This window comes from Flavobacterium anhuiense (genome assembly GCF_001705175.1).
Lineage (GTDB): Bacteria > Bacteroidota > Bacteroidia > Flavobacteriales > Flavobacteriaceae > Flavobacterium > Flavobacterium anhuiense.
In genome coordinates this window covers 3,482,451-3,509,243 of record NZ_CP016907.1, presented here as the reverse complement: position 1 = coordinate 3,509,243, position 26,793 = coordinate 3,482,451, and the positions used below count along the sequence as shown (strand labels likewise).

General features: G+C 34.8%; 25 protein-coding genes. 12 read left to right on the top strand and 13 right to left on the bottom strand.

Annotated features, from left to right (window positions below):
* Window positions 1–23: 23 nt before the first annotated feature.
* Entirely contained in the window at window positions 24–1,058 is a 1,035-nt protein-coding gene (locus tag BB050_RS15365; protein ID WP_066034155.1) for a glycoside hydrolase family 43 protein, read from the bottom strand.
* Window positions 1,059–1,488: 430 nt separating this feature from the next.
* Complete coding sequence (locus BB050_RS15360; RefSeq protein WP_066034154.1) at window positions 1,489–2,520, bottom strand: LacI family DNA-binding transcriptional regulator; 1,032 nt, start codon at window positions 2,518–2,520, stop codon at window positions 1,489–1,491.
* 280 nt (window positions 2,521–2,800) lie between these two features.
* On the opposite strand from BB050_RS15360, the gene BB050_RS15355 reads away from it, so the two are divergent.
* The gene (locus BB050_RS15355) at window positions 2,801–5,428 is read left to right on the top strand and encodes a glycoside hydrolase family 3 C-terminal domain-containing protein (protein ID WP_066034153.1); all 2,628 of its coding nucleotides are present in this window, start codon (window positions 2,801–2,803) and stop codon (window positions 5,426–5,428) included.
* Between the two features lie 67 nt (window positions 5,429–5,495).
* On the top strand, window positions 5,496–7,535 hold the full coding sequence (locus tag BB050_RS15350; protein ID WP_066034152.1) for a transketolase family protein: 2,040 nt from the start codon (window positions 5,496–5,498) through the stop codon (window positions 7,533–7,535).
* Window positions 7,536–7,612: 77 nt separating this feature from the next.
* Here the strand turns inward: BB050_RS15350 and BB050_RS15345 are convergent, their stop codons facing one another.
* The 3 genes from BB050_RS15345 to BB050_RS15335 all read right to left on the bottom strand — a co-directional run bounded on the left by BB050_RS15345 (window position 7,613) and on the right by BB050_RS15335 (window position 10,263).
* Window positions 7,613–8,617 carry a VOC family protein gene (locus BB050_RS15345; protein ID WP_066034151.1) on the bottom strand — a complete coding sequence of 335 codons (1,005 nt, stop codon included), beginning with the start codon at window positions 8,615–8,617 and terminating at the stop codon, window positions 7,613–7,615.
* A 45-nt stretch (window positions 8,618–8,662) separates the two neighbouring features.
* On the bottom strand, window positions 8,663–9,520 hold the full coding sequence (locus tag BB050_RS15340) for an SDR family oxidoreductase (RefSeq protein WP_066034150.1): 858 nt from the start codon (window positions 9,518–9,520) through the stop codon (window positions 8,663–8,665).
* Window positions 9,521–9,684: 164 nt separating this feature from the next.
* On the bottom strand, window positions 9,685–10,263 hold the full coding sequence (locus BB050_RS15335) for a Crp/Fnr family transcriptional regulator (protein WP_066034149.1): 579 nt from the start codon (window positions 10,261–10,263) through the stop codon (window positions 9,685–9,687).
* A gap of 224 nt (window positions 10,264–10,487) precedes the next feature.
* Between BB050_RS15335 and BB050_RS15330 the strand changes: the two genes are divergently transcribed.
* Both BB050_RS15330 and BB050_RS15325 read left to right on the top strand, forming a co-directional pair.
* Complete coding sequence (locus BB050_RS15330; protein WP_008467852.1) at window positions 10,488–10,733, top strand: hypothetical protein; 246 nt, start codon at window positions 10,488–10,490, stop codon at window positions 10,731–10,733.
* A 36-nt stretch (window positions 10,734–10,769) separates the two neighbouring features.
* Complete coding sequence (locus tag BB050_RS15325; RefSeq protein ID WP_066034148.1) at window positions 10,770–11,120, top strand: hypothetical protein; 351 nt, start codon at window positions 10,770–10,772, stop codon at window positions 11,118–11,120.
* Window positions 11,121–11,215: 95 nt separating this feature from the next.
* Here the strand turns inward: BB050_RS15325 and BB050_RS15320 are convergent, their stop codons facing one another.
* From BB050_RS15320 to BB050_RS15310, 3 genes are all read right to left on the bottom strand, one after another.
* Window positions 11,216–11,653 (bottom strand): hypothetical protein, encoded by a 438-nt coding sequence (locus BB050_RS15320; RefSeq protein ID WP_066034147.1) that lies wholly within the window; start codon window positions 11,651–11,653, stop codon window positions 11,216–11,218.
* A gap of 117 nt (window positions 11,654–11,770) precedes the next feature.
* Window positions 11,771–13,168: a DHA2 family efflux MFS transporter permease subunit gene (locus BB050_RS15315; protein ID WP_066034146.1), complete on the bottom strand. Its 1,398-nt coding sequence runs from the start codon at window positions 13,166–13,168 to the stop codon at window positions 11,771–11,773.
* A gap of 100 nt (window positions 13,169–13,268) precedes the next feature.
* Entirely contained in the window at window positions 13,269–13,559 is a 291-nt protein-coding gene (locus BB050_RS15310; RefSeq protein WP_066034145.1) for a hypothetical protein, read from the bottom strand.
* Window positions 13,560–13,804: 245 nt separating this feature from the next.
* On the opposite strand from BB050_RS15310, the gene BB050_RS15305 reads away from it, so the two are divergent.
* Window positions 13,805–14,482, top strand: a complete 678-nt coding sequence (locus BB050_RS15305) for an SRPBCC family protein (RefSeq protein WP_066034144.1) — start codon at window positions 13,805–13,807, stop codon at window positions 14,480–14,482.
* 183 nt (window positions 14,483–14,665) lie between these two features.
* Window positions 14,666–15,322 (top strand): DUF6766 family protein, encoded by a 657-nt coding sequence (locus BB050_RS15300; protein WP_066034143.1) that lies wholly within the window; start codon window positions 14,666–14,668, stop codon window positions 15,320–15,322.
* 137 nt (window positions 15,323–15,459) lie between these two features.
* On the opposite strand, the gene BB050_RS15295 is transcribed toward BB050_RS15300, so the two are convergent.
* Entirely contained in the window at window positions 15,460–16,629 is a 1,170-nt protein-coding gene (locus tag BB050_RS15295; RefSeq protein ID WP_066034142.1) for a zinc-dependent alcohol dehydrogenase, read from the bottom strand.
* 312 nt (window positions 16,630–16,941) lie between these two features.
* Complete coding sequence (locus BB050_RS15290) at window positions 16,942–17,199, bottom strand: hypothetical protein (protein ID WP_008467867.1); 258 nt, start codon at window positions 17,197–17,199, stop codon at window positions 16,942–16,944.
* A gap of 151 nt (window positions 17,200–17,350) precedes the next feature.
* Between BB050_RS15290 and BB050_RS15285 the strand changes: the two genes are divergently transcribed.
* The 3 genes from BB050_RS15285 (at window position 17,351) to BB050_RS15275 (ending at window position 19,814) form a co-directional block, all read left to right on the top strand.
* Window positions 17,351–18,067 carry a YqjF family protein gene (locus BB050_RS15285; protein WP_066034140.1) on the top strand — a complete coding sequence of 239 codons (717 nt, stop codon included), beginning with the start codon at window positions 17,351–17,353 and terminating at the stop codon, window positions 18,065–18,067.
* A gap of 115 nt (window positions 18,068–18,182) precedes the next feature.
* A complete protein-coding gene (locus BB050_RS15280; protein ID WP_066034139.1) occupies window positions 18,183–18,527 on the top strand; it encodes a hypothetical protein in 345 nt (114 codons plus the stop codon).
* A 519-nt stretch (window positions 18,528–19,046) separates the two neighbouring features.
* On the top strand, window positions 19,047–19,814 hold the full coding sequence (locus BB050_RS15275; RefSeq protein ID WP_066034138.1) for a DUF2490 domain-containing protein: 768 nt from the start codon (window positions 19,047–19,049) through the stop codon (window positions 19,812–19,814).
* 9 nt (window positions 19,815–19,823) lie between these two features.
* Here the strand turns inward: BB050_RS15275 and BB050_RS15270 are convergent, their stop codons facing one another.
* Window positions 19,824–20,801, bottom strand: a complete 978-nt coding sequence (locus tag BB050_RS15270; protein WP_008467874.1) for a YheT family hydrolase — start codon at window positions 20,799–20,801, stop codon at window positions 19,824–19,826.
* A gap of 249 nt (window positions 20,802–21,050) precedes the next feature.
* On the opposite strand from BB050_RS15270, the gene BB050_RS15265 reads away from it, so the two are divergent.
* Window positions 21,051–22,421: a sensor histidine kinase gene (locus tag BB050_RS15265; RefSeq protein ID WP_066034137.1), complete on the top strand. Its 1,371-nt coding sequence runs from the start codon at window positions 21,051–21,053 to the stop codon at window positions 22,419–22,421.
* Window positions 22,422–22,687: 266 nt separating this feature from the next.
* On the opposite strand, the gene BB050_RS15260 is transcribed toward BB050_RS15265, so the two are convergent.
* On the bottom strand, window positions 22,688–23,380 hold the full coding sequence (locus tag BB050_RS15260; protein ID WP_066034136.1) for an SIMPL domain-containing protein: 693 nt from the start codon (window positions 23,378–23,380) through the stop codon (window positions 22,688–22,690).
* Between the two features lie 51 nt (window positions 23,381–23,431).
* Window positions 23,432–24,070, bottom strand: a complete 639-nt coding sequence (locus BB050_RS15255) for a rhomboid family intramembrane serine protease (RefSeq protein ID WP_066034135.1) — start codon at window positions 24,068–24,070, stop codon at window positions 23,432–23,434.
* A 112-nt stretch (window positions 24,071–24,182) separates the two neighbouring features.
* On the opposite strand from BB050_RS15255, the gene BB050_RS15250 reads away from it, so the two are divergent.
* Both BB050_RS15250 and BB050_RS15245 read left to right on the top strand, forming a co-directional pair.
* Entirely contained in the window at window positions 24,183–25,055 is an 873-nt protein-coding gene (locus BB050_RS15250) for a lysophospholipid acyltransferase family protein (protein ID WP_066034134.1), read from the top strand.
* 209 nt (window positions 25,056–25,264) lie between these two features.
* Window positions 25,265–26,749: a glycosyl hydrolase gene (locus BB050_RS15245; protein WP_164085589.1), complete on the top strand. Its 1,485-nt coding sequence runs from the start codon at window positions 25,265–25,267 to the stop codon at window positions 26,747–26,749.
* Window positions 26,750–26,793: the final 44 nt, after the last annotated feature.

The following is a 26,793-nucleotide window of genomic DNA, read 5'->3' as shown; positions in this document are numbered from 1 at the left end:
GAAAATAAAATTAAAACTCTCTTCTAATCAAATAATCTTCTTATTCCGTAGGGATCAATCGTTACGATCGAACCGTCTTCCAGATAGTCGATTTTGGTAACCTTCATGCTTCTCAAATGCGTCACGCCTTTTGAAAGGCTCGAATCATGGTAGAACAGATACCACTCGCCTTCCACTTCGCAGATCGAATGGTGCGATGTCCAGCCTATCACCGGATTCAGGATTCTTCCCTGATACGTAAATGGTCCGTACGGACTGTCTCCGATAGCATAGCAGATGAAATGCGTGTCTCCCGTCGAATACGACAAATAGTATTTTCCGTTGTATTTGTGCACCCACGAAGCTTCAAAAAAACGGCGCGCATTATCCCCTGCCAGAAGCCCATTTCCGTTTTCGTCCAAAATCTGGATTTCTCTCGGCTCTTCAGCAAACTCGAGCATATCGTCTCTTAACAAAGCCACAATCGGCCCCAAGGCTTTTTCGCCCGCAAGAGGCTCTTCGTTGTTTTCATGATATTTATTCTTGCGGTATTTCTGAAGCTGTCCGCCCCAGATTCCCCCAAAATAGATGTAATGTTTCCCATCTTCATCTTCAAAGACCGCAGGATCGATGCTGTAGCTGCCTTTTATGGCGTCCTTTTCAGGAACAAAAGGTCCGACTGGCGAGTCTGAAACCGCTACGCCGATCTGGAAAATTCCGCTGGCGCGTTTGGCAGGGAAATACAGATAGTACTTTCCGTTCTTATGCGCGGCATCGGGCGCCCACATCTGCTTTTCGGCCCAGGCAACGTCATCCACATGCAAGGCAACCCCATTGTCGACGGCTTCCGATGAAATGTCCTCCATCGAAAAGACATGGTAATCCTCCATTCCGAAATGGTCGCCGTTGTCGTTGAACGGAATCCCCGCATCGATGTCGTGCGACGGATAAATGTAAATCTTTCCGTTGAATACATGCGCCGAAGGATCGGCGGTGTAGATATGGGAAACTAAAGGCTTGGAAATTGCCAGATTGCTTATTTCTTCAAAATTAATGTGTTCAATGCTGTCTTCAGGCATAGTGATATTTTTCTTTAATAATTAACTTCTTCTTTCTTTCAGTTCCGTTTCGGTGAAATCTAAAAATTCTGTGAACTGAATTTTATTCTCTTTGCTTGGCTATGCAATTGTCTCTTCTTTCACAATCGCTAGGATAATAGTTTCAGAAATGGCAAAAATAATATTGTTTCCCGATAAAAAACAATCGGTTGTGTAAAATTATACAAAAAAACATATTATGCAAATTTAGTTTACTTTATTTAGGCTATTTCTAATTAACAACCGATTGCCAATATACCTAATCAAAAACTTATTAAATTCAAGTTTGGCTAGTTTTTTAAGACTTTCAAATTCAAAACATTCATAGTATTATTTCCTTTAAATTAATGTGACAAAATAGAAACTGCTATTACATAAAATGCAATAGCAGTTTCTTTTAAGGACAAAAATTTTAAACTTTCTTTGAAGATTCACGCACCAATACTTCGGTATTTAGAAAAGTGATTTCTTTTGCTTCTTCTTCTTTATGAAATTCTATAGTATCAATGACAATATTTGCTGCCGCTTTTCCCATTTTTTCTGCAGGATGGGTAATAGTTGTAATATTCGGCTCGATTATCTCCGAAATGGGATCATTGTTAAAACCAATTACAGCAAAATCCTGCGGAACTTTAATTCCTTTCTTTTTTGCTGTTTGTACGGCGCTAACAGCAAGAATGTCTCCTGGCGCAAAAAGTCCATCGGGAGGCGATTTTAGCCCAAACAGTTTATTGCAGGCTTTAACGCCAGCATCATAAGTCATTGCTTTCAGATTTATAATCAATTCATCTTTTAATGGCAGACCATAATCAGCTAGTGCATCTATATAGCCTCTTTTTCTTTCATTATAAAGATTGCCGAATTCAGCACCTGCTGTCATATGTGCAATTCTTTTACAGCCTTGTTCTATCAGGTGTTTTGTTGCTTTATATCCTGCCGTATAATTATCAATAACCACCCTAAAAGTATTAAAGTCTTTAGGCACACGGTCAACAAATACAAGAGGAATATTATTATTTGAAAATTGCTGAAAGTGAGAAGTATCTTTTGTCTCCATTGCCAACGAACAAATAACACCGCTGACCCTACTGCTATAAAGCGATTTAGTCATATTAACTTCTTCTTCATAAGAATCATGCGACTGCATAATAATAACGGAGTAATCAGATTTTCTGGCAGTGATTTCGATACCACTGATCAAAGATGATAAGAAAGGCTGTGTGATAGTTGGAATTAAAACGCCAATAGTTTTAGATTTGTTGCCTCGTAGTCCTGCTGCCAAAGTATTGGGAACAAATCCCATTTCTTCGGCTGTCTTTTTCACTTTCTTAATAGTCTTATCACTTATGGTATGATGGTCTTTTAAAGCTCTTGAAATTGTCGATGTAGCCAGATTAAGTCTCTTTGCAATATCATAAATTGTTACATGTCTGTGTTCTTCCATTTACTATATGATTAGTCGTAAATTTTAAATATAATTTAAAAAATCGGTCAAGTATTTCAACACTATTATTCTCCGCTTTACCAACGAATTTACTGAAAATCAATATAAAATGAAATTTTTATCATAAAAAACCATCAATACTACAGTAAAAAGGCATTATTTTTTAAATAATGATCTAAAGTTAAAATATTTTTCTTTTCTTTACACAATCGGTTGCAATTTATTTTTTAATAAAAATACGGCACTCTATCAGTTCGCAACATCAGTAAAAATTATTCATATGAAAACAAAAAAATTAAAGTATCAAATTCTGGTATTAATCTCGCTTTGGTGTACGGCACAAAACAAAGACCCTAAATTTCCATTTCAAAATACTGATCTTACTTTTGAAGAACGAGTGGAAAACTTGGTGAGCCAATTAACATTGGAAGAAAAAGTAGCGCAAATGTTAAATGCGGCACCTGCCATACCACGGCTGGGAATTCCTGCTTATGACTGGTGGAACGAAACGCTTCACGGCGTTGCAAGAACTCCCTTTAAAACAACAGTTTTTCCACAGGCTATTGCAATGGCCGCTACTTTTGATAAAAATTCACTTTTCAAAATGGCCGATTATTCTGCTCTAGAAGGCAGAGCCATTTACAATAAAGCTGTCGAGCTTAATAGAACCAACGAACGCTATTTAGGACTTACCTACTGGACGCCAAACATTAACATCTTTAGAGATCCAAGATGGGGACGCGGACAAGAAACTTACGGGGAAGACCCTTATCTGACTGCTGTTTTGGGCGATGCTTTTGTAAAAGGGCTTCAAGGAGACGATCCTAAATATCTAAAAGCCGCGGCTTGCGCAAAACACTACGCTGTCCATAGCGGACCAGAATCTTTGCGCCACACTTTTGACGTTGATGTAACTCCATATGAACTTTGGGACACCTATTTGCCTGCTTTCAAAAAACTAGTCACCAACTCCAAAGTTGCAGGTGTTATGTGTGCCTATAACGCGTTTAGAACACAGCCTTGCTGTGCCAGCGATATTTTGATGAATGACATTCTAAGAAATCAATGGAATTTTACGGGTTATGTCACATCGGACTGCTGGGCGATTGATGATTTTTTCAAAAACCATAAAACACATCCTGATGCGGCATCTGCTTCAGCCGATGCAGTGCTTCATGGAACCGATATCGACTGCGGAACAGATGCTTATAAATCACTTGTTCAAGCAGTTAAAAATGGTCAAATTACCGAAAAACAGATTGATGTTTCTGTAAAACGCCTTTTTATGATCCGTTTCAGATTGGGCATGTTTGATCCTGTGTCAATGGTAAAGTATGCTCAGACTCCAAGTTCGGTATTAGAATCAGAAGAGCATAAAGAGCATGCTCTAAAAATGGCTAGACAATCAATAGTACTGCTTAAAAATGAAAAAAATACGCTTCCGTTAAGCAAAAAATTGAAAAAGATTGTTGTTTTAGGTCCAAATGCAGATAATTCAATTTCTATACTTGGAAATTATAATGGTACTCCATCCAAACTAACAACCGTTTTACAAGGTATTAAAGAAAAAGTAAGTCCTGAAACTGAAGTAGTTTATGAAAAAGCCATCAACTTTACAAATGACACTTTGCTGGTTTACAAAGATCTTAAGAGCCGTTATTCTTATGAAGGAAAACAAGGTTTTAAAGCCGAATACTTTAATAACAATACATTATCTGGCACACCTGAAACTATAAGAACTGAATCTGAAATAAATAATTTCTGGCAGGAAGGAGAAATGGTTACTAAAAATATCAAGGCAAATCATTTTTCGGCACGCTATACTACTAATTTTAAAGCAGATGAAGATGGTTCTATTACTTTTGAAATCGCTGCAGATGACGGCTATAGATTTATTGTTGATGGAAAAGAAGTTATAGACGCTTGGGGGAAAAACAGATGGGGAGCAAAAACCTACAAACTGCAAACCAAAAAAGATTCTGTTTACAAATTAGTATTGGAATACTGGCAAGGTGAAGGAAAAGCTGAAGTAGCTCTGCAAACAGGAAATTTTATAAAAACAGATTTTGCTAATCTAATTGAACGCCATAAAAATGCAGATGCTTTCATTTTCGCTGGAGGTATTTCACCTCAACTGGAAGGAGAAGAAATGCCTGTTGACGCGCCTGGATTTAATGGCGGAGACCGCACTTCTATCATGCTTCCAGTAGTACAGACAAGACTTTTAAAAGCGCTCCAATCGTCTGGAAAACCAGTAGTTTTTCTGATAATGACCGGTAGTGCAATAGCTGTTCCGTGGGAAGCTGAAAATATTCCCGCTATACTCAACATTTGGTATGGAGGACAATCTGCAGGAACGGCCTCTGCAGATGTCATTTTTGGCGACTATAATCCTGCAGGAAGGCTTCCCGTAACCTTTTATAAAGGCGATTCTGATTTACCTTCTTTTGTTGATTATAAAATGGATAATAAAACATATCGTTACTTTAAAGGTATTCCTCTATACGGATTTGGCTATGGTTTAAGCTATACTGACTTTAAATACAGCGGACTAAAAACTCCTGCTAAAATAAAGAAAGGACAGCCAGTCACTATTTCTGTTAAGGTTACCAACACTGGAAAAATGGAAGGAGAAGAAGTGGCGCAATTGTACTTAATTAACCCGAATACATCAATAAAATCACCTTTAAAAAGCCTCAAAGGATTTGAAAGGTTCAATTTGAAACCTAGCCAAAGTACAGTTGTCAATTTCACACTTTCTCCAGAAGATCTTTCTTATGTAACAGAAAGCGGAAACTTAAAGCCTTATGAAGGTAAAATTCAAATTGCCGTTGGAGGCTCTCAGCCAGATGAAAAAAATCAAACAAAGAGTAATAGCATAACTCAAACTTTAGAGATAAAAAATTAATTATTAATTCCTGCAAACTTTAATTTATTCGCAGGCGTGTTATTAGCATTTATAAAAAAACTAAAAAATGGACAAGACAATAGACCAATTATCGGCAGATAATATTAGAGCCTTAGCAATATCAATGGTTGAAAAAGCCAATTCTGGACATCCCGGAGGATCAATGGGAGGAGCAGATTTTATGCATATATTATATTCTGAATATTTAAAATATGATCCAACCGAAATGAACTGGATTTACAGAGATCGTTTCTTTATGGATGCTGGGCATTTATCGGCTTTAATGTACGCTCAGTACTATCTATTGGGAAACTATGAAAAAAACGATCTTGAAAACTTCAGACAGTGGGGTTCTGTAACGCCTGGACACCCAGAAATTGATGTAAAGAGAGGAATTGAAAATACATCAGGTCCGTTGGGACAGGGACATGTTATGGGTATTGGAGCTGCCATCGCGGCCAAATTTCTATCGGAAAAATTTGATAATTTATTCGATCATAAAATATACGGTTTTATAACAGACGGAGGTGTTCAGGAAGAAATTTCGCAGGGAGCAGGAAGAATTGCAGGACATTTAGGGCTAAACAATTTTATCATGTTTTATGATTCTAATGATGTGCAATTATCTTCCATGACCGACGAAGTAACCAGTGAAAATACAGCCGCAAAATATGAATCTTGGGGATGGAAGGTCATCACTATTGACGCTCACAATCATACTCAGATACGCTCTGCATTAAACGCTGCAAATGCCGAATTAAAAAGGCCTACGCTTATTATTGGAAGAACAATTATGGGAAAAGGCTGCGTTACTTCTGACGGAACATTATACGAAGGTCAATGTGAACTTCACGGCAAACCAATCGGAGCAACAAAAGCGGACTTTATAAAAACACTCGAAAATTTGGGCGCTGATCCAAAAGATTCTTTTGCCATTTACAGCAGCGTTGAAGACCATTATAAAAAAGTTTTAGAACAAAAAACTAAGGATGCTGCTGAAAGAAAATCAAAAATTTTGGCTTGGGAAAATCAAAATCCTGAGTCTGCCAAAAAGATAAAACAGTTTTTCAGCGGAGAACTTCCTGAAATGGACTTCGGCTATATAACTCAAAAAGCTAATGCGGCAACACGCGATGCTTCTGCAGAGGTTTTAGGTTATTTGGCCGAAAAAGTGGAAAACATGATTGTTTCTTCTGCAGATTTGTCGAACAGCGATAAAACGGATGGTTTCTTGAAAAAGACTTCAGTGATGCAAAAAGGTAACTTTAGCGGAGCATTTCTTCAAGCTGGTGTTGCCGAACTTACTATGGCCGCAATTGCAAACGGAATGGCTCTGCATGGAGGAGTAATTCCTGTTGTCGCGACTTTCTTTGTTTTTTCTGATTACATGAAACCCGCCATGCGTCTTGCGGCAATTCAAGAACTTCCTGTAAAATATGTATTTACGCACGATTCGTTTAGAGTTGGAGAAGACGGACCAACCCATCAGCCAATTGAACAAGAAGCCCAAATTAGGCTTCTAGAAAAAATTAAAAACCATTCGGGGCATCAGAGCTTTTTAGCACTGCGCCCAGCTGATGCAACTGAAACTTCGGTAGCATGGCAAATGGCAGTTGAAAATAAAATAACTCCGACGGCATTAATCCTTTCCAGACAAAACATCAAAGATCTTCCGCACAAGGATCCAAAGTTCGAGACGGCGTCACAAGCTAAAAAAGGCGGTTATCTGGTTAAAGAAACCCAAAATTCAGATCTTACTTTAATTGCAAACGGATCTGAGGTTGCCACTCTTTTAGAAGCGGCTTCTGAATTGGAAAAAACAAAACAATTAAAGATAAATGTTGCTTCGATAATTTCTGAGGGCATTTTCAGATCTCAAGCAAAAGAATATCAAGAAAGTATAATTCCAAAAGACGGATTGGTTTTCGGTTTAACGGCAGGGCTTCCTATTAATCTTGAAAGTTTAGCAGGTTCCAGAGGAATTGTATATGGCTTAGATCATTTTGGCTACTCAGCACCAGCTTCGGTTTTAGATCAAAAATTTGGATTTACGGCTGAAAATATTAGCAATGAGATATTGAAGTATTTGGAAACTCAGAGACAATAGAAACTAAACCATTCTATACAATTAAAAAGCCAGAAAAAGAATTTCTGGCTTTTATAATTTTCAAAAATGAGTAAACATTATTCCTTTTGATCTACAAAAACATATAGCTTTTGAACTTTATTGTTTTCAATCACAAACAAATCCATACCGCTAACAACAGATGGTTTTGCTTTTGAACCAAATTGCCAATACAATCTCACTATATTATGATTAGTTTCAATAGATTTGGCTGAAAACCTAAAATCAGGATTTTTAGTCTGAAGCTCTACAATGAATTTACTAATATCTTCAAATCCTTCAGCAATAAAATGACGATCTACCATTTCTACATCAGCAGCGTAAACTCGATTCAATAAAACTTTACGTTTTGCTTCGTCTCTTTCATTCCATATCTTCAGATGATTTTCCACTATCAATGTGTTCTTTTTAGAATCAAAATCATCAACCGTTTTTTTGATTGTTTTATTTTTTGGAGACCATAAGACCGTTTTTGGGTTTGCTTTCTCGTAACCTTTTCCGTTTGGATAAGAAACCAATTCCATTTTAGAGCCCCAAGGTGTTTCAAAATAAACCCAAGATTCACCTGCTGTATCTCCAGAAGGCATTGTAAATGGTTCTCCTATTATTTTTACGCCTTTACTTTTTAAATATTCTACCGCTGCATTAATATCATTTACATAAAAAGCAATATGAGACGCTCCAATATCATCTGTATTGGGATGAGTTTTACTTCCTTTATTATCAGCATATTCAAATACTTCTATACTTGCTCCATTTCCTGCATTAATCATTTTTATAGTTACGGCTCCAGTATCAGGATTAATATGGTTTAGCTTTTTCCAATCAGCGTCAAGCGGAATTGGCCCTAATTGTGTTACGGGTGTAAAACCAAGCACATCACTAAAGAATGTAACGGCTTTATTAAGATCTGGAACATTAATCCCGACATGATCAATTCCGACAATTCCTGCACTATTTTGTGCTACTGCTTTATCTGAGGCAGAAAATAATATTAGTAAATGAAGCATTGCTGCCGCTGATGTTTGTACTTTTTTATTCGATTTTTTATAATTTGTTCTCATGAATATATTTACGTTTGTTATTCTTAAATTCAATTAAAAGGGAAATTAATTAGTGTACGCTGCAACCCATTTTGCTTTAATATTGGCGCGGGCTTCTATAAATTCTTTATCGGTTCCTTGAGCAATGGCATCAAGCGGAAAACGAAGCGGTCTCTCCCCTTTTTTCATATTTACCAATTCCAGAATACCATCCGCTATTGTTTGCGGATTCATTTCAAACTGAGCCATTTTACCAAATAATGCTGTCCCTAATGCATTGAATTTTTCAGTTGCTGCATCGCCGTATTCTCCTATAATTTCTGTTTTATCTGCATGAATACCAGCTTTCGATCCGTTATTCATTTCGGTTGGATAAACTCCAGGTTGGATGCTCACATTTTCAATTCCGTAATCTGCAAGTTCATCTTGTAATCCTTCTGTAAAGCTTTCTACTACCAATTTTGATGCGATGTACGGAATCATAAAAGGAAGTGTATGTCCGCTTGCTCCAGTTGTAATGTTGATAACCAAACCATTTTTTTCTTTTCTCATAGAAGGAAGCACTGCCTGATACATACGAAGCACGCTATAAACGTTTACATCAAACATTTTACGAACCTGATCAATTGAATATCCTTCTAAAAGACCGAAACCGCTTACTGCCGCATTATTAATTAAGACATCAATTTTTCCGTATTTAATGATTACTTTTTCAACTGCATTTCTAACTGATGCGTCATCTGTAACATCAATATCTACTACTTCAATATTTTCTATTGCTTGAAGTTCTTTCGCGGCAGCGGCATTTTTATCATTTGTGTTTCGCATTCCTGCAATTACTGAGTGACCAGCATTAGCTAATGTTACCGCTGTTAATTTTCCAAAGCCTGTACTTGTTCCTGTAATGAAAATTGTTTTTGACATGATTTCTATTTTTTAAATGTTTATAATGTTTGTTTCTTTTGAACATTACAAAGTTGCGTCTAATGCAAAACCTGTACATTGATTAGAAATAAGTAAAAACTTGATATAGATCAAGAGTTTGAAAGCGGGCATAAAAAAAGGAGCTCTAAAAGCTCCTTATAGATTTATTTCTTTGCGGTTTGTTTCCGAATGCGACTCAGTGTTTCTGGTGTCATGCCCAGATATGAGGCAATCATAGTTTGGGGAATCCTTGAAGCAAACCCTGGATATTTATTTATGAAGTTTAAATATTTCTCTTCTGCTGTTAATGTCAGTGATGCCTGAATTCTGTTTTGAGCGGCTATAAAACTTCTTTGCAGAATAGCATTGACCATATTATTAAATGCTGGAATTTCTCGACATAGCAATTCAAAGTTTTCATGGGTAAATAGTATCAGCTCGGTATCTTCAATAGCGTCAATATTAAAACGAGAGGGCTGCTGCAACATTAAACTTTCACGATCGCCTGTCCACCAGTTTTCAATACTAAAACTGTTTACGTGCTCACTGCCTTTTTCGTCAACGGTATATGTTCTTACACAGCCTTGAGTTATAAAAGCATCGTATTTCCAGATGTCTCCTTCTTGGAGTAAATACTGTCTTTTACGAAGTTTTTTACTTATAGCAAATGATTGTATACGTTCTGATTCAGCCTGAGTCAATTCAACTTTTTCGTCAAGATATTTTTGGAATATTTCATACATAGCATGTAAAATTATGCAAAAGGCTTCTGACCAACAAATTCAAAGTGAAATTGGACAAAACAATATTTCGTCAGTTATTTTAATACCTATTATATAAAAGCTCGATGTAATAATATAAAAATCAAGCACTAAGGTTTACTAATTTTAAAATAATTAAAAAAGAAGCTGAAAAAACATTCGATGCTTTTTTTGGAGAAAGTTTAAAAATTATAAAAAAGGAAATCATGGAAAATAATAAGCAAAATCTAGAAAAAAACGAAGAAGAGCTTACCAATCAAAATGCAAACAGTGCTTATAGCGGATCTGGAGGTATGCAACCTGGAGGCAGTAATGGTGAAGCCGGACGATTAAGCGATTATGATGAGGAAAATACAGAGGAAAACTCTACTTCAAATGAAAAGAAAAATCATAATCCCGAAGGAAAAAGTGTTGAAGAAGCAACCGATCCTTCAAAACTTACTAAGATTTAAAAAAATCACATTTGTATAACATTAAAGTAAAATAGTATGTCAAGAGAAAATTACGATAGCTACGATCAGGAAGATCTTATCTATCACGCAGCAGATCATTCGGCAAGCGATTCAATCAATTCTGAAACTATGGAGAAAAAAGATCCAGCCATCAATCAGCACGAAGACGAGTCACAGAGACACAAACACACTCCTGAATATCAAGAAAGAGAAGAAAATGAAAATGACACTACTGATCCTTTCTTTCAAAAAAATGCGCCTATTGCGCAAGATTTAGATGAAGATCTTAAAGGGGAGGACGACAACGATGATGAGTTTGATAATGATGCAAACAGAAGAACTTTAGACGAAACAAAACCTGATGAAGATGAGGATGATGAAGAGTAAATCAATGCTTCTTTGTTTCAAAAAGTAAATCCTGAAAAGAAAGTTTTAAAAATTCTTTTCAGGATTTATTTTATTGGCTAAATCTTTTTGCGAGTTTAATCTGCAACATATTTATTATTCCAATACAGCATTAATAAAAGCGTTACGATAATACACGAGGCGGTTCCTTCAAAAAATAAAGAAAGACAATAAGAGGTTACCGATGGCTCTCCTCCAAACATAAAAGCTTCTGATAATGATTTTACATATTTATCGCCTCCTTTGGCATAACTGTAAATAAGAAGGGCTACTATGCTTATCACGACAGCAGTAAATGAGGTAACCATAGCCGATATAGCATTCGGCACAAATTCGTTTTTTCCTTCGGCAAGATTCATTTTCAAACTTCGGTTCACACCATAAAAAATGAAAATTACATTTAAAAGTCTTAAATAAAATAGATTCGAAAGATTTAAGAGCTCCATCAAAAGAAAGAACAATGCAATCCCGACGAATATTAAAAATCCGTTGATAATTTCTCTTTGCAATTTCATAATTGTAGTTTTTAATTCAACAATAATCTAACAAACAATAAATTACAAAATAACTTAAGAAATCATCAATGCGATTTTACGATTACTTTTTAAACTTATAAAATACCCACAAAGGCATTACATATACCCTTCTCCATCTGTCTTATTTAATTTTGAAAAAGTGAAACTAGAAAAAATGGTAAAAACCGCCAATGTAATAAAAGTGTATTCAAAGGCTTTGGAAGTATCCAACCCAAAAATACCTGTTTGAAATAAGGAGAGCGCAAGGCTGGCAACGGAAACTCCAAAACTTACCGAAAGCTGCTGCATAATAACCAGCATGGTATTTCCTCCGCTGGCTGTATCTTGATCGAGATCTGAAAGCGTAATGGTATTCATAGCCGACATTTGAATAGAAGTGAAAATTCCGTAGAAAATCATTAGTAGAATATAGTATCCTAATGGTGTTTCTTTTGTGACAAATCCAAGGATTATCAAAATAAATCCCAGCAAAATGGTGTTGCTTATTAATACTGTTCTGTATCCAAAAAATTTGATGATTTTTACCATAAAAGGCTTTACAGCCACATTTGACAATGCAGAAGGCAACAATAACAATCCTGACACAGATGCCGAATAGCCAAAACTTGTTTGCAGCATGAGTGGCAATAACAATGGCAGTCCGCCTATTCCCAATCTCGTAATCAAACTTCCTATTAATCCAATTTTTAAGGTTCTAATATTTAAGAGTTGCAGATCTATTATTGGTTTTTCGGTTCTTTTGTAGTGAATATAATAAAAGAGAGAAAGCAACCCTGATAAAAACAGCAAGCTCAAAATTACAATCATATGTATCCTCCCACTTCCAATAAGCTCTAAAACCAAGGTAATGGAGATAAGCGCCAAGCTGAAATAAATCAATCCTCTAAAATCAAATCTTCCTACTGCGTGTTTAAAATTGGGCATAATGCGATATGCCATAGAAATGCCTATGAAACCGATTGGAATGTTTATTAGAAAAATCCAATGCCAGCTAAAATTATCAGAGAGAAAACCTCCTAAACTTGGGCCTGCCACCATTCCTAATAATCCAAATAAGGTTATAAAATTCATCGTTTTAAGCAGTTCGTTTTTTGGATATTGATATAAAATAGCCAATCGGGCAATAGGCACCATCATTGAAGCGCCAATGGCTTGTAAAACACGTACCATATTTAGCGTTTTTAAATCAACTGAAAGGGCACAAAACAAAGATCCCGTCATAAACATTAATACGGCAATCATAAACATCGTTCTCGTGCCAAATCTATCTGCGAGCCATCCAGAGAGCGGAATAAACATGGCCAATGTAAGCGTATACGTTACAATAACCGAATCCATTTCGGTTGCTGAATATCCCATATTTTTAGCTATTGACGGCAACGAGGTATTCAAAATAGTACCATCTAATGATTGCATAAACATAGCGATTGCCGTTACCCAAGGAAGCAGATATACTGCATTTTGTTCTTTTTTTTCTTCTTTATTATTTAGCATCCTTTAATTACAGATAAAAGCTTGATTAATAACTATATTGTAAATTAATAAAAAAAAGCTCTTAAAAGTGTTAAGAGCTTTTCCTTTAGCAGAAATGAAATTACTTTTTAATTGAATCTGTTTTAATATTCTGATTTCCTTTCTGAGTTGATCCATCTGTTCCCGAACCCGTGGCCCCTTCTCCAGTTGCTCCTGTTGTACCATTCTGACCATTTTGATCAGGATTTAAGGTTGCCGACGAGTCTACTGCTGGCCCAACTGTATCGACTGACATGTTCATAGTGTCTGCTTGATTATCATTTGGATATGCATTGTTATTTTCATTCTTTTTACATGAAAATAAAGCTGTCACTACAAGCAGCATAACGATTGTTTTCAAAAATGTCTTCATAATTCAAGTTTTTTTAAAATTTTTATAAAACTAAATTAAACCACTGTATATCAATGATTTTATATAATTTCAAAAAGCCTTTATAAAAATCAGAGCAATTGAAGACATCGCTGATGTAAAATGTGTAAATCAAGTTATTAATCTTGTAAAAAATACTTCAAAAGACTGTCGAAATTTGTTATTCAAGCTACAATATTATTCTCGAAGCTTGTCTAACTTATTGTATCTTTTAAAAACAAATAGCTATGAATACAGTATTATCCAAACAAAATCAGTCTTCAAAATCATTATTAAAAAATAATGTATCAAAACTAGAAAGAGTTTTAATGGTTACAAGTGGCGCTTATCTTTTGTACAATGCTCTTTCTAAAGAAAATAAAAGTATTACACAAGCGGGAGCTGGAGGTGCAATGCTACTGCGCGGCATTTCTGGCTATTGCCCAATTTATGATGCCGCAGACCATTTAATGCATGACAAAGCCTCGAATATAAATATCAGAGTAAATAGCGTAATCAATAAACCTGTAAGCGAAGTGTATGCCTTTTGGAGAAACTTAGAAAATTTACCAAAGTTCATGAATCATCTGGATGCTGTAAGACCTACAAGTTCTACAATTTCTGAATGGACAGCAAAAGGTCCAGGCGGAATTGGGAAAATATCTTGGAATGCCGAAATCATAAGAGATGAAAAGGACAAACTTTTAAGCTGGAATTCTATTGAAGGATCTTCTATTAAAAATGCTGGAAAGGTTGTCTTTAAACCAAAAGGAAAAGCAACAGAACTTGATGTTACAATTTCGTATCATGCGCCACTTGGAATTGCAGGCGAAAGCGCTGCCAAACTTTTAAATCCTTATTTTGAAAAGTTAGTAAAAGATGACATTTCTAATCTTAAAGTCTATCTTGAAACTAACCAAGAATAAGAAAACGCTACTGTTTCTTGTATTTATTTTTTTGTAGAAAAACGTCTTCATTTATGGAGGCGTTTTTTGTTTGTTGCAATAATAACTTATTGTTTGATTATGCAAAAACTATAAAAAGTGAAATAAATCTTATAAAATTTTATTCCGTGATTTTTTAAACTTTGAGAATAAATAACAAATAAAATGAAAACATTTTTTAGAAATAACGGATTGTGTATCTGCTTCTTAGTCTTATTTATCGGATCTTTAGCAGGCCAGATTATATTAGGATTTAAAGAGCATAATAAAGAACTGATTGATGAAGGTGCAAATACGATCACTTTCATAGCGTATCTCAGTTCTGGGCATTTTTTTCAATCGACTTTTGAAAATTGGGAAAGTGAATTTTTACAAATGGCTTTGTTCGTAGTCTTTACCATTTTTCTAAAACAAAAAGGCTCTTCAGAATCCAAAAAAATAGACGAACCAGAAGAAGTAGACCGCGAACCAGATCCAACAAAAAAAGATGCGCCTTGGCCAGTTAAAAAAGGAGGTTTTATTTTGAAGATTTACAAGCATTCTCTTACTATTATGCTTATGCTTCTGTTTTTAATATCATTTATTATTCATTTTTACGGAAGTCTGAAAGATGAAAACGAACAGCTTCTCAGAAAAGGAGAACCATTAGAAACTGTGTCTTCTTATTTAGGAAATTCAAGATTTTGGTTTGAGTCTTTTCAGAATTGGCAAAGTGAATTTCTTTCTGTTTTTGCTATTATTATGCTATCGATATATTTGCGCCAGATTGGGTCCTCACAGTCAAAACCAGTTGATGCGCCTCACATGGAGACTGGCGGATGATTTTAACCATATAAGTTATCAACTTTTACATAAAATATTTTCAGCTTATTCAAAAATGGAATTACGTTGAAACGGTAAATAAGCTAGGTAAACTAAAAATTAAAGGTGAAGTTTTTATTTAAACTTCACCTTTAAAATTATTTCCAAGGATCTAAAACCACTTTGACACAGCCGTCTTCTCTTTTTTTGAAGATATCATATGCATGTGAAATTTCAGATAGTGGAAGCCTGTGTGTAATAATATCATCAAGTTTTACTTTTCCCTGAACCACATAATCTAAAAGTTTGTCTATGTGTTTGTGCGCAGGTGCCTGTCCTCCCTTTAAAACTATTCCCTTGTCAAAAAACTGCCCTAAAGGAAAATTATCATAATTAACAGGATACACCCCCAATACCGATACTATTCCGTTTCTTCTCACGGCACTCATACAAGCTTCTAATACTTTAATCGATCCTTTTTCAAAATTGATAGTCGCTTTTATACGATCGGCTATATTTCGGTCGGGTTCAAAACCTACAGCATCAATGCAGACATCTGCACCGCGTCCGTTGGTCATTGCTCGAATCTGCTCGATAACATCTTTTGGGCCATCTTCCCAAAGTAAGGTAACCGAATCGGTTGTTGCTTTAGCCTTATCCAGTCGGTATTGCAGTGTATCTACAATAATAACTAAACCTGCGCCACGAAGCCATGCACTTTTTGCAGCCATAATTCCAACAGGACCAGCTCCAAAAATAGCGACGGTTTCCCCGCCTTTTACCTCTCCCCAATCAACCCCCGTATAACCGGTGGGAAAAATATCAGTCAGGAAAAGCACCTGCTCATCTGATAAATCTTCAGGCACTATCCTCGGACCATAATTAGCATAAGGAACTCTAACATATTGTGCTTGACCTCCATCATAACCTCCATATAAATCAGTATAGCCAAACAGTGCTCCGCCTTTCTCAGTCATAATTCCGCCTTCAGGCCCATAATTTTCCGTATTACTGTGTTCGCAATTTACAGGCGAATCATGAGTGCAGAAAAAACAACTCCCACAGGCAATAGGAAACGGAACCACTACACGGTCGCCTCTCTTGAGATTCGTAACTGTAGATCCTGTTTCTTCTACAATACCCATAAATTCGTGACCTAAAACCATAGGCCGTGGCTGCGGAATTCCTCCTGAATAGATATGAAGATCAGATCCGCAGATTGCGGTAGAGGTCACTTTCAAAATTATATCGTCTTTTTCTTTTAAAATCGGATCGTCGACTGTATCATACTTGATAGAGCCAGGTCCATGAATAACTGCTGCTTTCATAATAATAATTTTTAAATTAATTATTACTAATTAACTATAAACAAACAAGTTGTGATTACATCATTAATAGTTACTCTTACAAAATACAGTCTCGAATGTGCAAATGGAAAACCTACATTTTATATGATAAAACCAATGAAAATGAAAATCATGCAGCATAGTATTACAAATTATATAAAAAACGGTGTGCATGGTAAGTTTATATTTATCACAAAGAATTGAATTTGATATCTTGAATCAATTAGAAAAAAACAAAGGCCCGTTTTAAATAAAACAGGCCTCATCATTTACAATAAAATTGAGAAGTAACTTTTATGGTCTTGTGCCATTAATTGAGTCTCTCGTTGGCGGAACAGTAGTCGGGTTAGTTGACTTTGGAGTTCCTTTCTTTTTATCAGTACGCTGTTTGTTGACTGTATCAGTCTTTCGTGTTGAAGGATACTGCTTATTCTTTTTATGATGAACAGTATCAGTTTTTGGAGAAGATTTTTTCTTCCCCGGAATTGTATCCTGAGCTGATGCAAAACTAAAACACAAAAGCATACAACCAATTAAAAATAAATTTTTCATAACAATCAATTTTAAATTAACAATTTGTTTATGAGACACTTTAGTGATGTCTCGTTGCAAATTTTATAAAGAAAGACCATAGTTATTTACACTATAAAACACTCGTTATTACATGATTACCATAAAACAAATCACTTAAAATATCATCTCAATGGCCTCAATAAAGCAAATACTAAATTCTACCGAAAACAGACAATATGCTTTGCCTGAACGAAAATGGAAATACTATCAGGAGTGGCATCATACTGTTTTTTTTCATTGGGAAGTCCCAGTATATTTTTTGGAGAAATATATTCCTAAAGATTTACAGCTAGACACTTACTCTTCAATGGCATGGGTTTCTCTTGTTTCTTTTGAAGTGAAAAATATGAGATTACGATACTTTCCTCCTTTGCCTTACATTTCAAATTTTGAAGAAATTAATATTAGAACATATGTTATTAAAGACGGAATTCCTGGTATCTATTTATTTTCTATTGAAACCAATAAATTAATCGAAGTATTGTTTTCTAGACTTTTTATCGGACTTCCTTATGAAAAAGCAGAAATTGAACGTTCAGGAAATCATCTTACTTCTCAAAATGTAAAGAAAAATCATCTTCTTGGTTTTAAAATTGGGGAAACAGCATCTCTTCAAAAAACCGATTTAGATTTATGGCTCTCCGAAAGACATTCGTTATATGAAATGTGTAATGGCAAAATCTGCCGTTTTGATATTCATCATAAAGAATGGGAACTTTTGGATCTAAACGTCAAAATACAAGACATTTGGTATGAGGCTGGGCAATTTATAATCAATACATATCCTGATAAAATTCACTACGCAGAAAGAACTCAAGTAGTATTATGGGGAAAAGTACAAACTTAAAATGCAACAAACTGTAAATTATATAATTGCAAAGGATAGGTCATATAAATTTTACGTACATGCTAACGCTATTTTTACATGAAACAATAATTAATAACAACTTAAAAATAGCACTATGAATTTAAATGAAAAAGAAAATTACAGTCCAGAAGACCAATATTTTCAAGATGACGAAACCCGATATGAAGATGAACATCAATATGATGATATCGATATTGATGCACCGCCAGCAGATCATTCTATAAGTGATACTGCAGAGCCAGATTACGGAAACGAATTTGACGAAGATGAAATCAACAATCAGCAACTTGATGATGATGGTCCAAGTGGCGACGAATTCGATGAAGAATTTGAAGATGACGAAGATGAGGAAGATGAGGAAGACATTGACGATGATGAACTGACTCGAGAGAATTTAGAAGGAGATGAAACAGGAACAGATCCGAATCGGAATTTATAAAAGTAAAACCCCGTTTGAAACTTTCAAACGGGGTTTGTTTTTAATGGCTTTTGAGTACCATTTTATTTAACTTGTTTTTTTGTAGTTATAAATCGCCAATGAATTCAAGACAATGGCAAAAATAAATAAGTATAAAAGCTCACTTCCCACTTCTTGCAGACCGCTTCCTTTTAGAACAATAAGCCGAACCACTTTTATAAAATGCGTTACAGGCAATAAATTCGACAATCAAGATTAGCAATAGAACCGGAAAAAATTTTGGTCATCATGATTTCAGAAAATTTAGTCATTTCTACTTTAGTAGAATCTTTCTTTTCATGTGCTGGAGTACTCATATTTAATAATTTACAGACAAATTTTAATTTTTATAAAACACATAAACAACTGATATAAAACAAATTAAAACTTAAATAAACGATATAATTTCTCGTTAAAAAAGAATATCTTTACTTAACCAAACGAATGCCAGTAAACCGATTCTACAGAAATTTACTTTTTACTAATTTCTAAGTGTTTTTTATGAAAACCAATTTTATCAGAATCCTTATTTTCTTGCTTTCCTTAAATGCATTTGGGCAAGCGCAGGAAAAAGAAATTAACCAGCAGCTTCAGACTTGGGTTTCTATAAATACGGTTACCAAATTTGCCGACCACTGGGGAGTGATTGGAGATTTTCATATCAGACGGAATGATTTTGTGTCCTATCCCAGTTTTTATTTTATAAGGGGCGGAATCAGTTATATTCCAAATTCAAATATTTCACTAAATCTAGGATATGCACACATGTGGTTAGCGCCATCAAATCCTGATTGGAATACTTTTTCTGATGAAAATAGAATTTACCAGCAGGCCCAGTTGAATACAAAATTTGGAAATGTTAGCATTCTACAGCGTCTGAGAAATGAACAGCGCTGGCAGGAAAAAATCGTCAATGACAAATCCACCGGTGATTGGCGTTTTACCAATAGAATTCGTTACCTGATGAGTTATACTTTCCGGATTTCTGATAAAAAATCGTGGCCGCAAATGGTTCTTTCAGATGAGATTCTGTTGCATTTTGGAGAAGAAGTCGTTTACAATACTTTCGATCAAAACCGCTTTTTTATCGGAATCAGAAAAAATATTAATCCGAAATGGAGTTACGATTTTGGTTATATGAATGTTTATCAGCAAAAATACTCTGGATATCAGTACGACATGAATCACACAATACGATTGTTTTTTTATCTGAATACCAGCATTAGAAAAAAAGCGCCTTCTGAAATTGAGAATTCTGGCGATGAATAAAATTTATTTCTAAACCAAAGTATTGTTAGACCTGAAAGATTCAAAAAACTCAAAAGCTCTTTTCTCAGCATATGAATATTCAGAATCACGTAGCGGAAAAGCACAATGTCCGCCATATTTAGGTGTTTCCAGATACACATATGCACTGTCTTTGGCAATCGTTCTCGGGTAACATCTTTCGCCCAAAAATGGATCGTCTAGCGAATTGATAATTAAAACCGGAATTGTAATATCTTTAAGAGAAAACTCTGGAGAAACACGTTCGTAATAATCGTCACGGCTCGCAAAACCATGAAGCGGCGCTGTAAAATATTGATCTACTTCGTCAAAAGAAGAAATATTATCAATCTGATCACGGTTGATGAAATCAGGAAATTGTGCCGCTTTATATTTCAGTTTCTTTTTAATATCAATGGTAAAATTCTTTAGATACACTCTATTAAAACCTTGCTTAAGCACTTCTGCGCTAGTAGCAATATGTGTTGGCACCGAAATAGAAACTGCAGCTTTTATGCGCTGATCGATTTTTGTCCAGCCCAAATAATTAAGCAATTGAACGCCACCCATCGAATATCCTATCAAATAAATATCTTCAATTCCTTTTTTCAAAGCAAACCGAACCACTTCGTCAAGATCGTCAACTGCTCCATGATGGTACAATCTTGGAAGTCGATTCATTTCTCCTCCACAAGTGCGGTTGTTCCAAGCAAAAACCGAAAAACCTTTCTGCAAAAAATAGGCTGCGCAACTGTTATTATATGTTCTTCGCGAATCACCTTCTAAACCGTGACATAAAATAACTGCTTTTTTTGAGCCATTTAAAATATAATCGATGTTGATAAAATCTCCGTCATTCAATTCATGCTTTTCTCTTGTATATTCAGGCACTTCAAACTTTTTAATCAAGGCAGCATATATGGTAGAAATATGCCTGTTGCGATGAATAATCGAAGGAGAATCATATTCTGAATGTTCAATTAGTGGCATAACAAAGAGTTTTGTGGTACTTTTTACAAAGCTAAGAAATCAATCAACATGTAATTTAATTCTTTCTTTTTATTTGTGCCCTTTTTTAATAATTTAACAGTATGTAAATTTAAAAAAGCAGTACTGATTCTAAAGAAAACTAATTGTTAAATATGCTGGAACACGGCTCATGAAGCGCCAACTCAGGTTTGAATGTTTACTTTATTTGTATATTTGTAAAATCGATTTCAAAAAAGCAAAATCCTTTTAATGTTTGAATTTTTACCAGTAGATCCAAAAACCATTTTTCTGCTTTATTTCTGGGGTAATTTTTTTACCTGCATCCTTATATTCAGTTTTTCTTTTTCGTACGCTACTAGCGATAATAGAAAAATATTAAAATGGTTCGGTTTAGGTAAATTAATACTGACTCTTGCTTGGATATTGGCTCTTTTACGAAATATTATTCCCGACTTTGCTTCCATCAATATTGCCAATTCAATGATCTTTGGCGCCTGCTGCTTCGAAACCCTTGCCATGTTATCGCTCATTAAAGCACATGCAAAAAGGCAATTTCAAATTCAGATAGCTATTACAGCGGTTGCGATATTGCTTTTTAATATTTCGACGCTTTTTTATGCCTCAATGAATACCCGTGTTATCCTTGGGGGGATTGGTATTTTTGCTATTTATTTATTGCCTACAATCATTTATTTCACAGAAAAAGAAAAAAGCTTTTTCAAGACTTTTTATGTTTTGTGCTACACAGGATTTGAAATTCTAATTGTCATACGAACAATTCACCGATACTTATATCCTCAAAATCTTATTATTTCCAACAATACTTTTGATAGTTTATACAGCATCTGTTTGTTTCTTCTTACTTTGATCGGAATTGTTGGCTTTTTGCTTTTGGTAAAAGAAAGACAGGATCATAAAATCAAAAAGCTTTTGAATGACAAAAACCAATTTTTCTCTATTATTTCACATGATTTAAGAGGGCCTTTAGGATCATCGGTTTCTCTTTCCGAAATTTTGCTGGAAAATATAGAACAGTACAGCCGTGAAGAAATAAAAGAAATATCAGAACTGCTGCATGACTCAAATAAAAACATTTATAAGCTGCTCGAAAATCTTTTGGAATGGTCTAAAGTCCAAACCGGAATGATTACTTTTCATCCTAAAAATATATTGCTAAATGCTTTAATTGAGGAAAATATTGAACTAAGCAGAAATGTCGCTTTAAGTAAAAATATAGACATCAAATTTGAATCGGCTTTTTTGGTTGAGGCAGAAGTAGATAAAAATATGATTAGTACCATTTTACGTAATTTGCTGAGCAATGCCATTAAATTTACAGGTAAGAATGGAGAAGTTAAACTAAAACTGATAAAAACTAACCTGAAAGCAGAAATCTCTATTACAGATAACGGAATCGGAGTTCCTGATTACATCAAAGAAAAGTTATTTAAAATCAACGGAAAAGTACTTCAGAAAGGCACAGAAAACGAACTCGGAAGCGGACTCGGATTGCTGCTCTGCAAAGAATTTGTAAACATTCATAAAGGAGAAATTTCAGTAGAAAGCGAACAAGGAAAAGGAAGCACATTTAGGTTTACGCTTCCGCTAAAGACTGTTTAAATTCCAAAACTCAAATTCCAAATTCCAAACTTTTGGTTAAATTCCGATATGAAAATTCCAAATTCCAATTCTCATTTTTTGTCCTCCTGAGCGGAGTCGAAGGACACATATCGATGAGCACACAATAATGATTTTGCGCAAGATTCTTCGACTCCGCTCAGGAGGACAAACTATGTGTAATCCTCTAGGAAAAAATCTAAAATAAAAAATCCAAATCCCAGTTTAAATTGGAATTTGGATTTTTTTATTTGAAATTTTAGAAACGTTTAGTCTAACATAAAACTGACGCTAACATTTGCTGTAATTTCGATTTCTCCAATTGCTAAAGTTTCGTTTGAAGCTCCTCCCATTGCATCTGCTTCTTTCATTCTCATAGCAGCGTACATTGGCTGTGGGCGGTAAACTTGAGAGTTATCAGAGATTGTAAATGCCTTACCTACTTTTTGTCCTAAAACAGAAACGTATTCTTCAGCTTTTACTTTAGCATCTTTCATCGCTAATTTTCTAGCTTCAGACTCATATTGCGCTAATTTAGATGATTCAAAAGAAACTCTGTCGATTCTATTGATTCCTTGCTGAACCAAACCTTCCATTAATTCATCATACTTAGTCAAATCTTTTACCACGATTTCTACAGTTTGTGTAGCGTTATAAGAAGTTTTCTTTTTCTCATAATCGTACTGCGGATTAAGAGCTACTTGTTTTGTTTTGAAATCTGCCGTTGGAATATTCATTTTTTTGATGAATTTTAAAACAGCATCCATCTTTTCATCATTTTGTTTTTTAACATCTTTAGCATTATTCCCTTTTGTTTCAACCGAAGCTGAAATACAAACCTGATCAGGTGCTACTTTTACTTTTCCTTCTCCATTAACATTAATTAAAGGTATTTGTTTGATTTCTTGGCCGTAAGACATAGTCATAAACATGATTGTTAAAAATAATACTAGTTTTTTCATTTTTGTTAAATTTTAATGTTTGACAAGAGCATTCCAAAAGTTGTGCCAAGCTTACAGTTTTCCCAATTTTGCCATTCCAAAAAGTATCAAAATCGGAATTGCAAGCAGAATTACCATCAATGTATGGTCTGTAAATAATGATGGCATTTTTATCAAGGTAATTAAATAACCGCCTATAGCACCTCCAAAGTGTGCCGTATGCCCAATATTGTCATTTTTGGCCTTCATTCCATAAATTGAGTACAATAAATACAAAATTCCGAAAAGATAAGCCGGCATCGGAATGACATAAAATATTCCAAGCATCATGTCAGGCTGCAATAATATTGCCGAATATAAAACTCCAGTAACAGCGCCAGATGCTCCAACGGCTCTATAACTATAATCGTTCTTATGAAAGAGCATAGTAAGAAGGCTTCCGAAAATTAAACTTCCAAAATAGACCAAGATAAAAGAAAAATTACCAAGCCAGCCTAGAACTACAGGAGCAAAAAAATACAAAGTCAGCATATTAAAAATCAAATGCATCATATCAACATGCAGAAAGCCAGAAGACAGCATTCTGATTTGCTCGCCAGAACGAATGCTTCCTACATGAAACTCGTATTTTCTAAAAAAATAAAGATCGTTAAAACCTTTGTAACTAATAACAACGTTCGCAACGATAATCGCTATTAAAATAATATTCATAAATAATAATTATTGTGAATGGTAAATATAATCATTCTTAAAGATAAGTTAGCAAGAAAGCAAAATATCAATCGCTAATCATTTTTAATTTATCTTTGTAAAAAAAATTTACATGCAATTTCTTGTTTATATTTTAGCCTACCCTTTACTTTGGCTCATCTCTATACTTCCCTTTCCTGTATTTTACCTATTCTCAGATTTTGTATATTTTTTAGTATATAAAGTTATTGGATACCGTAAAAAAGTAGTGCGCGAAAATCTGGCGCTTACTTTGCCTCATTTGAGCGATGCAGAAAGAAAAGTTGTAGAAAAGAAATTCTACAAGCATATGTGTGATATGTTCCTGGAGATGATTAAAACCATGAGCATGTCTCCTGAAGAAATGGAAAGAAGATTTCATGTAACCAATATTGATCTTGTTCGCGATTATGCTAAAAAGGGAAAAAGCGTGATTTTGGTAGCTTCACATTATGCAAGTTATGAGTGGCTTTTAACCATAAATCCTAAACTTGGTTTTCAAGGAGTTGCGGTTTACAAAAGACTAGCCAATCCTTATTTTGATAAATTAGTTAGAAAAATTCGCTCTAAATACAACACCGAAATGATAGAAACCCGAAAAGCGATTCCGACAATGGCAAAAAACCAGCGTGAAGGAATTTTGAGCATGTACGGTTTAGCAAGTGACCAGTCACCAAAAATGGAAAGGATTTTTCATTCGATGAAATTTATGGGAGTTGAAGTTCCTGTACATACTGGCGCAGAAACACTAGCTAAAAAATATGATTTGGCTGTGATATTTGTGCAGGTTAAAAAAGTCAAAAGAGGTTATTATGAGGCTACATTTATTTCGCTTGCAGATAATCCGAAAGAATTTGAAAATTTCAAAATCACCGAAATGTATTTAAAAGAAGTGGAAAAACAGATTCTAGAAGCTCCGGAATTTTATTTGTGGACACACAAAAGATGGAAACACCGTATTGAATGATATTTAGAAAATAATTTAAATGGAAGGTCCGAAAAACAGCATTTGCTTTTCGGGCTTTTTCTTTTAAAACTGAATAATAAATATCTAAATACGTTCTCTTTATCTAATTTGATGTGTTTTTGTAATGATTTTTTTGAATGGATAAAAAAAGGAAACCATTTAAATTTGGTTCTTCTCCAATATCTAAAAAGAACCAAAAATCATTAACCATGATCCAAAAACTATTTTTTTCATTTTTAGTATCTTTTCTCTTTTTTTCTGTCTTCGCTCAAAGTCCAAAACGAGGAATTGCTTACGGATACCACTCCCAAGCCGACATGCAAGCTTTAAAACCAGGCCTTTCTTGGTGGTACAACTGGTCGCCAGAACCTGATGCCGATTTAAAAGCCAATTATGAATCTCTTGGAGTTGAATTTGTCCCAATGGCATGGGGAAAAATCAGCGACAATGACGTACAAACTTTCATCAATAAAATAAAACCTGGAGCCAAATATCTTTTGGCGTTTAATGAACCTAATTTTACCGACGGTGCAAGATTAACACCACAAGAGGCAGTAACTGCATGGGCAAATATCGAAAAAATTGCTGCCGCAAAAAATTTAGAAATTGTAAGTGCCTCACCTGCTTATAATGGCCCCAATAATTACGGAGGAATTTCTGACCCTGTTGTTTGGCACAATCAGTTTTTCCAATTATGCCCCAACTGTAAAGTAGATTATATCGCTTTTCATACTTATGATGCCACTGCTGGATCTGTGATTGGAGTAACAGGAATTTTAAAACAATTCAATCGCCCGCTTTGGATTACGGAGTTTGCCAATAGAGTTATACAGACCGCTGATGAAAAAACAGCTTTCATGAAACAAATTTTAACCAGCTATGAAAATGATCCAGATATTTTTCGCTATTCATGGTTTACCGGAAGAGTAAATCCAACTTGGACCGATATGTTAGAAGGACAATTGTTAAGTGGTACAAGTGGTGTCCTAAGACCAATTGGAACTGAATATATTAATGTTCCTTACACAGCAAAAAAAATGAATATACCAGGTCGCGTTACTGCCAATAAACATTACAGAAGAAAAGGAACTGGTTTACAGGCAACAACAGATTCTGGAACGGGGCAAAATGTTTGTTTCATCAATGAAGGAGACTGGAACGAATTTATGCTGAATGTTGCCAATGCTGGAACCTACAATTTGACTTTTAGAGTGGCTTCTCCCGTATTGACAGGCAAATTTGACATTCTAGTAAATGATGTTGTGGTAAAAGCCGATGAAACCTTTCCACCAACAGGTGACTGGCAGACTTTTGCTAATAAAACGGTAAATGATGTTTTTTTACCAAAAGGCGAGGTGTATTTGAAAATCAAATTCAAATCAAATGATTTTAATTTTAATTTTATCGATTTTGCCGTTGCCAATCTTGGCGTTAATGATAATGAGCTTGAAAAAGACAGTTTTACGATTTATCCAAATCCTGTAAAAACGCAAGCCACTTTACATATTAAATCAAATACTACTAAACCTTTAACGATCAAAATAATTGATATGAAAGGAGATGTCTGTTTTTCTTCTGCAGATTATTTTACGAATGAAGATATTAAAATTGGAGACAAGCTCCCAAAAGGAGTTTATATTGTAAACGCTTCGTATGGAAACATTAAAAAATCGATTAAAATAATTAAGAACTAATTCATTCCTAACGGAATGAATTAGTTTTGACTAAACAAAAAGCT

Excerpts from the sequence above, each read along its gene's own strand:
- BB050_RS15330 (WP_008467852.1), top strand. The coding sequence starts at position 10,488 with ATGGAAAATAATAAGCAAAATCTAGAAAAAAACGAAGAAGAGCTTACC.
- BB050_RS15300 (WP_066034143.1), top strand. The coding sequence starts at position 14,666 with ATGAAAACATTTTTTAGAAATAACGGATTGTGTATCTGCTTCTTAGTC.
- BB050_RS15315 (WP_066034146.1), bottom strand. The coding sequence starts at position 13,168 with ATGCTAAATAATAAAGAAGAAAAAAAAGAACAAAATGCAGTATATCTG.
- BB050_RS15355 (WP_066034153.1), top strand. The coding sequence starts at position 2,801 with ATGAAAACAAAAAAATTAAAGTATCAAATTCTGGTATTAATCTCGCTT.
- BB050_RS15340 (WP_066034150.1), bottom strand. The coding sequence starts at position 9,520 with ATGTCAAAAACAATTTTCATTACAGGAACAAGTACAGGCTTTGGAAAA.
- BB050_RS15270 (WP_008467874.1), bottom strand. The coding sequence starts at position 20,801 with ATGCCACTAATTGAACATTCAGAATATGATTCTCCTTCGATTATTCAT.
- BB050_RS15280 (WP_066034139.1), top strand. The coding sequence starts at position 18,183 with ATGAATTTAAATGAAAAAGAAAATTACAGTCCAGAAGACCAATATTTT.
- BB050_RS15345 (WP_066034151.1), bottom strand. The coding sequence starts at position 8,617 with ATGAGAACAAATTATAAAAAATCGAATAAAAAAGTACAAACATCAGCG.
- BB050_RS15305 (WP_066034144.1), top strand. The coding sequence starts at position 13,805 with ATGAATACAGTATTATCCAAACAAAATCAGTCTTCAAAATCATTATTA.
- BB050_RS15255 (WP_066034135.1), bottom strand. The coding sequence starts at position 24,070 with ATGAATATTATTTTAATAGCGATTATCGTTGCGAACGTTGTTATTAGT.
- BB050_RS15365 (WP_066034155.1), bottom strand. The coding sequence starts at position 1,058 with ATGCCTGAAGACAGCATTGAACACATTAATTTTGAAGAAATAAGCAAT.
- BB050_RS15335 (WP_066034149.1), bottom strand. The coding sequence starts at position 10,263 with ATGTATGAAATATTCCAAAAATATCTTGACGAAAAAGTTGAATTGACT.
- BB050_RS15265 (WP_066034137.1), top strand. The coding sequence starts at position 21,051 with ATGTTTGAATTTTTACCAGTAGATCCAAAAACCATTTTTCTGCTTTAT.
- BB050_RS15250 (WP_066034134.1), top strand. The coding sequence starts at position 24,183 with ATGCAATTTCTTGTTTATATTTTAGCCTACCCTTTACTTTGGCTCATC.
- BB050_RS15310 (WP_066034145.1), bottom strand. The coding sequence starts at position 13,559 with ATGAAGACATTTTTGAAAACAATCGTTATGCTGCTTGTAGTGACAGCT.
- BB050_RS15320 (WP_066034147.1), bottom strand. The coding sequence starts at position 11,653 with ATGAAATTGCAAAGAGAAATTATCAACGGATTTTTAATATTCGTCGGG.
- BB050_RS15290 (WP_008467867.1), bottom strand. The coding sequence starts at position 17,199 with ATGAAAAATTTATTTTTAATTGGTTGTATGCTTTTGTGTTTTAGTTTT.
- BB050_RS15350 (WP_066034152.1), top strand. The coding sequence starts at position 5,496 with ATGGACAAGACAATAGACCAATTATCGGCAGATAATATTAGAGCCTTA.
- BB050_RS15285 (WP_066034140.1), top strand. The coding sequence starts at position 17,351 with ATGGCCTCAATAAAGCAAATACTAAATTCTACCGAAAACAGACAATAT.
- BB050_RS15275 (WP_066034138.1), top strand. The coding sequence starts at position 19,047 with ATGAAAACCAATTTTATCAGAATCCTTATTTTCTTGCTTTCCTTAAAT.
- BB050_RS15325 (WP_066034148.1), top strand. The coding sequence starts at position 10,770 with ATGTCAAGAGAAAATTACGATAGCTACGATCAGGAAGATCTTATCTAT.
- BB050_RS15295 (WP_066034142.1), bottom strand. The coding sequence starts at position 16,629 with ATGAAAGCAGCAGTTATTCATGGACCTGGCTCTATCAAGTATGATACA.
- BB050_RS15260 (WP_066034136.1), bottom strand. The coding sequence starts at position 23,380 with ATGAAAAAACTAGTATTATTTTTAACAATCATGTTTATGACTATGTCT.
- BB050_RS15245 (WP_164085589.1), top strand. The coding sequence starts at position 25,265 with ATGATCCAAAAACTATTTTTTTCATTTTTAGTATCTTTTCTCTTTTTT.
- BB050_RS15360 (WP_066034154.1), bottom strand. The coding sequence starts at position 2,520 with ATGGAAGAACACAGACATGTAACAATTTATGATATTGCAAAGAGACTT.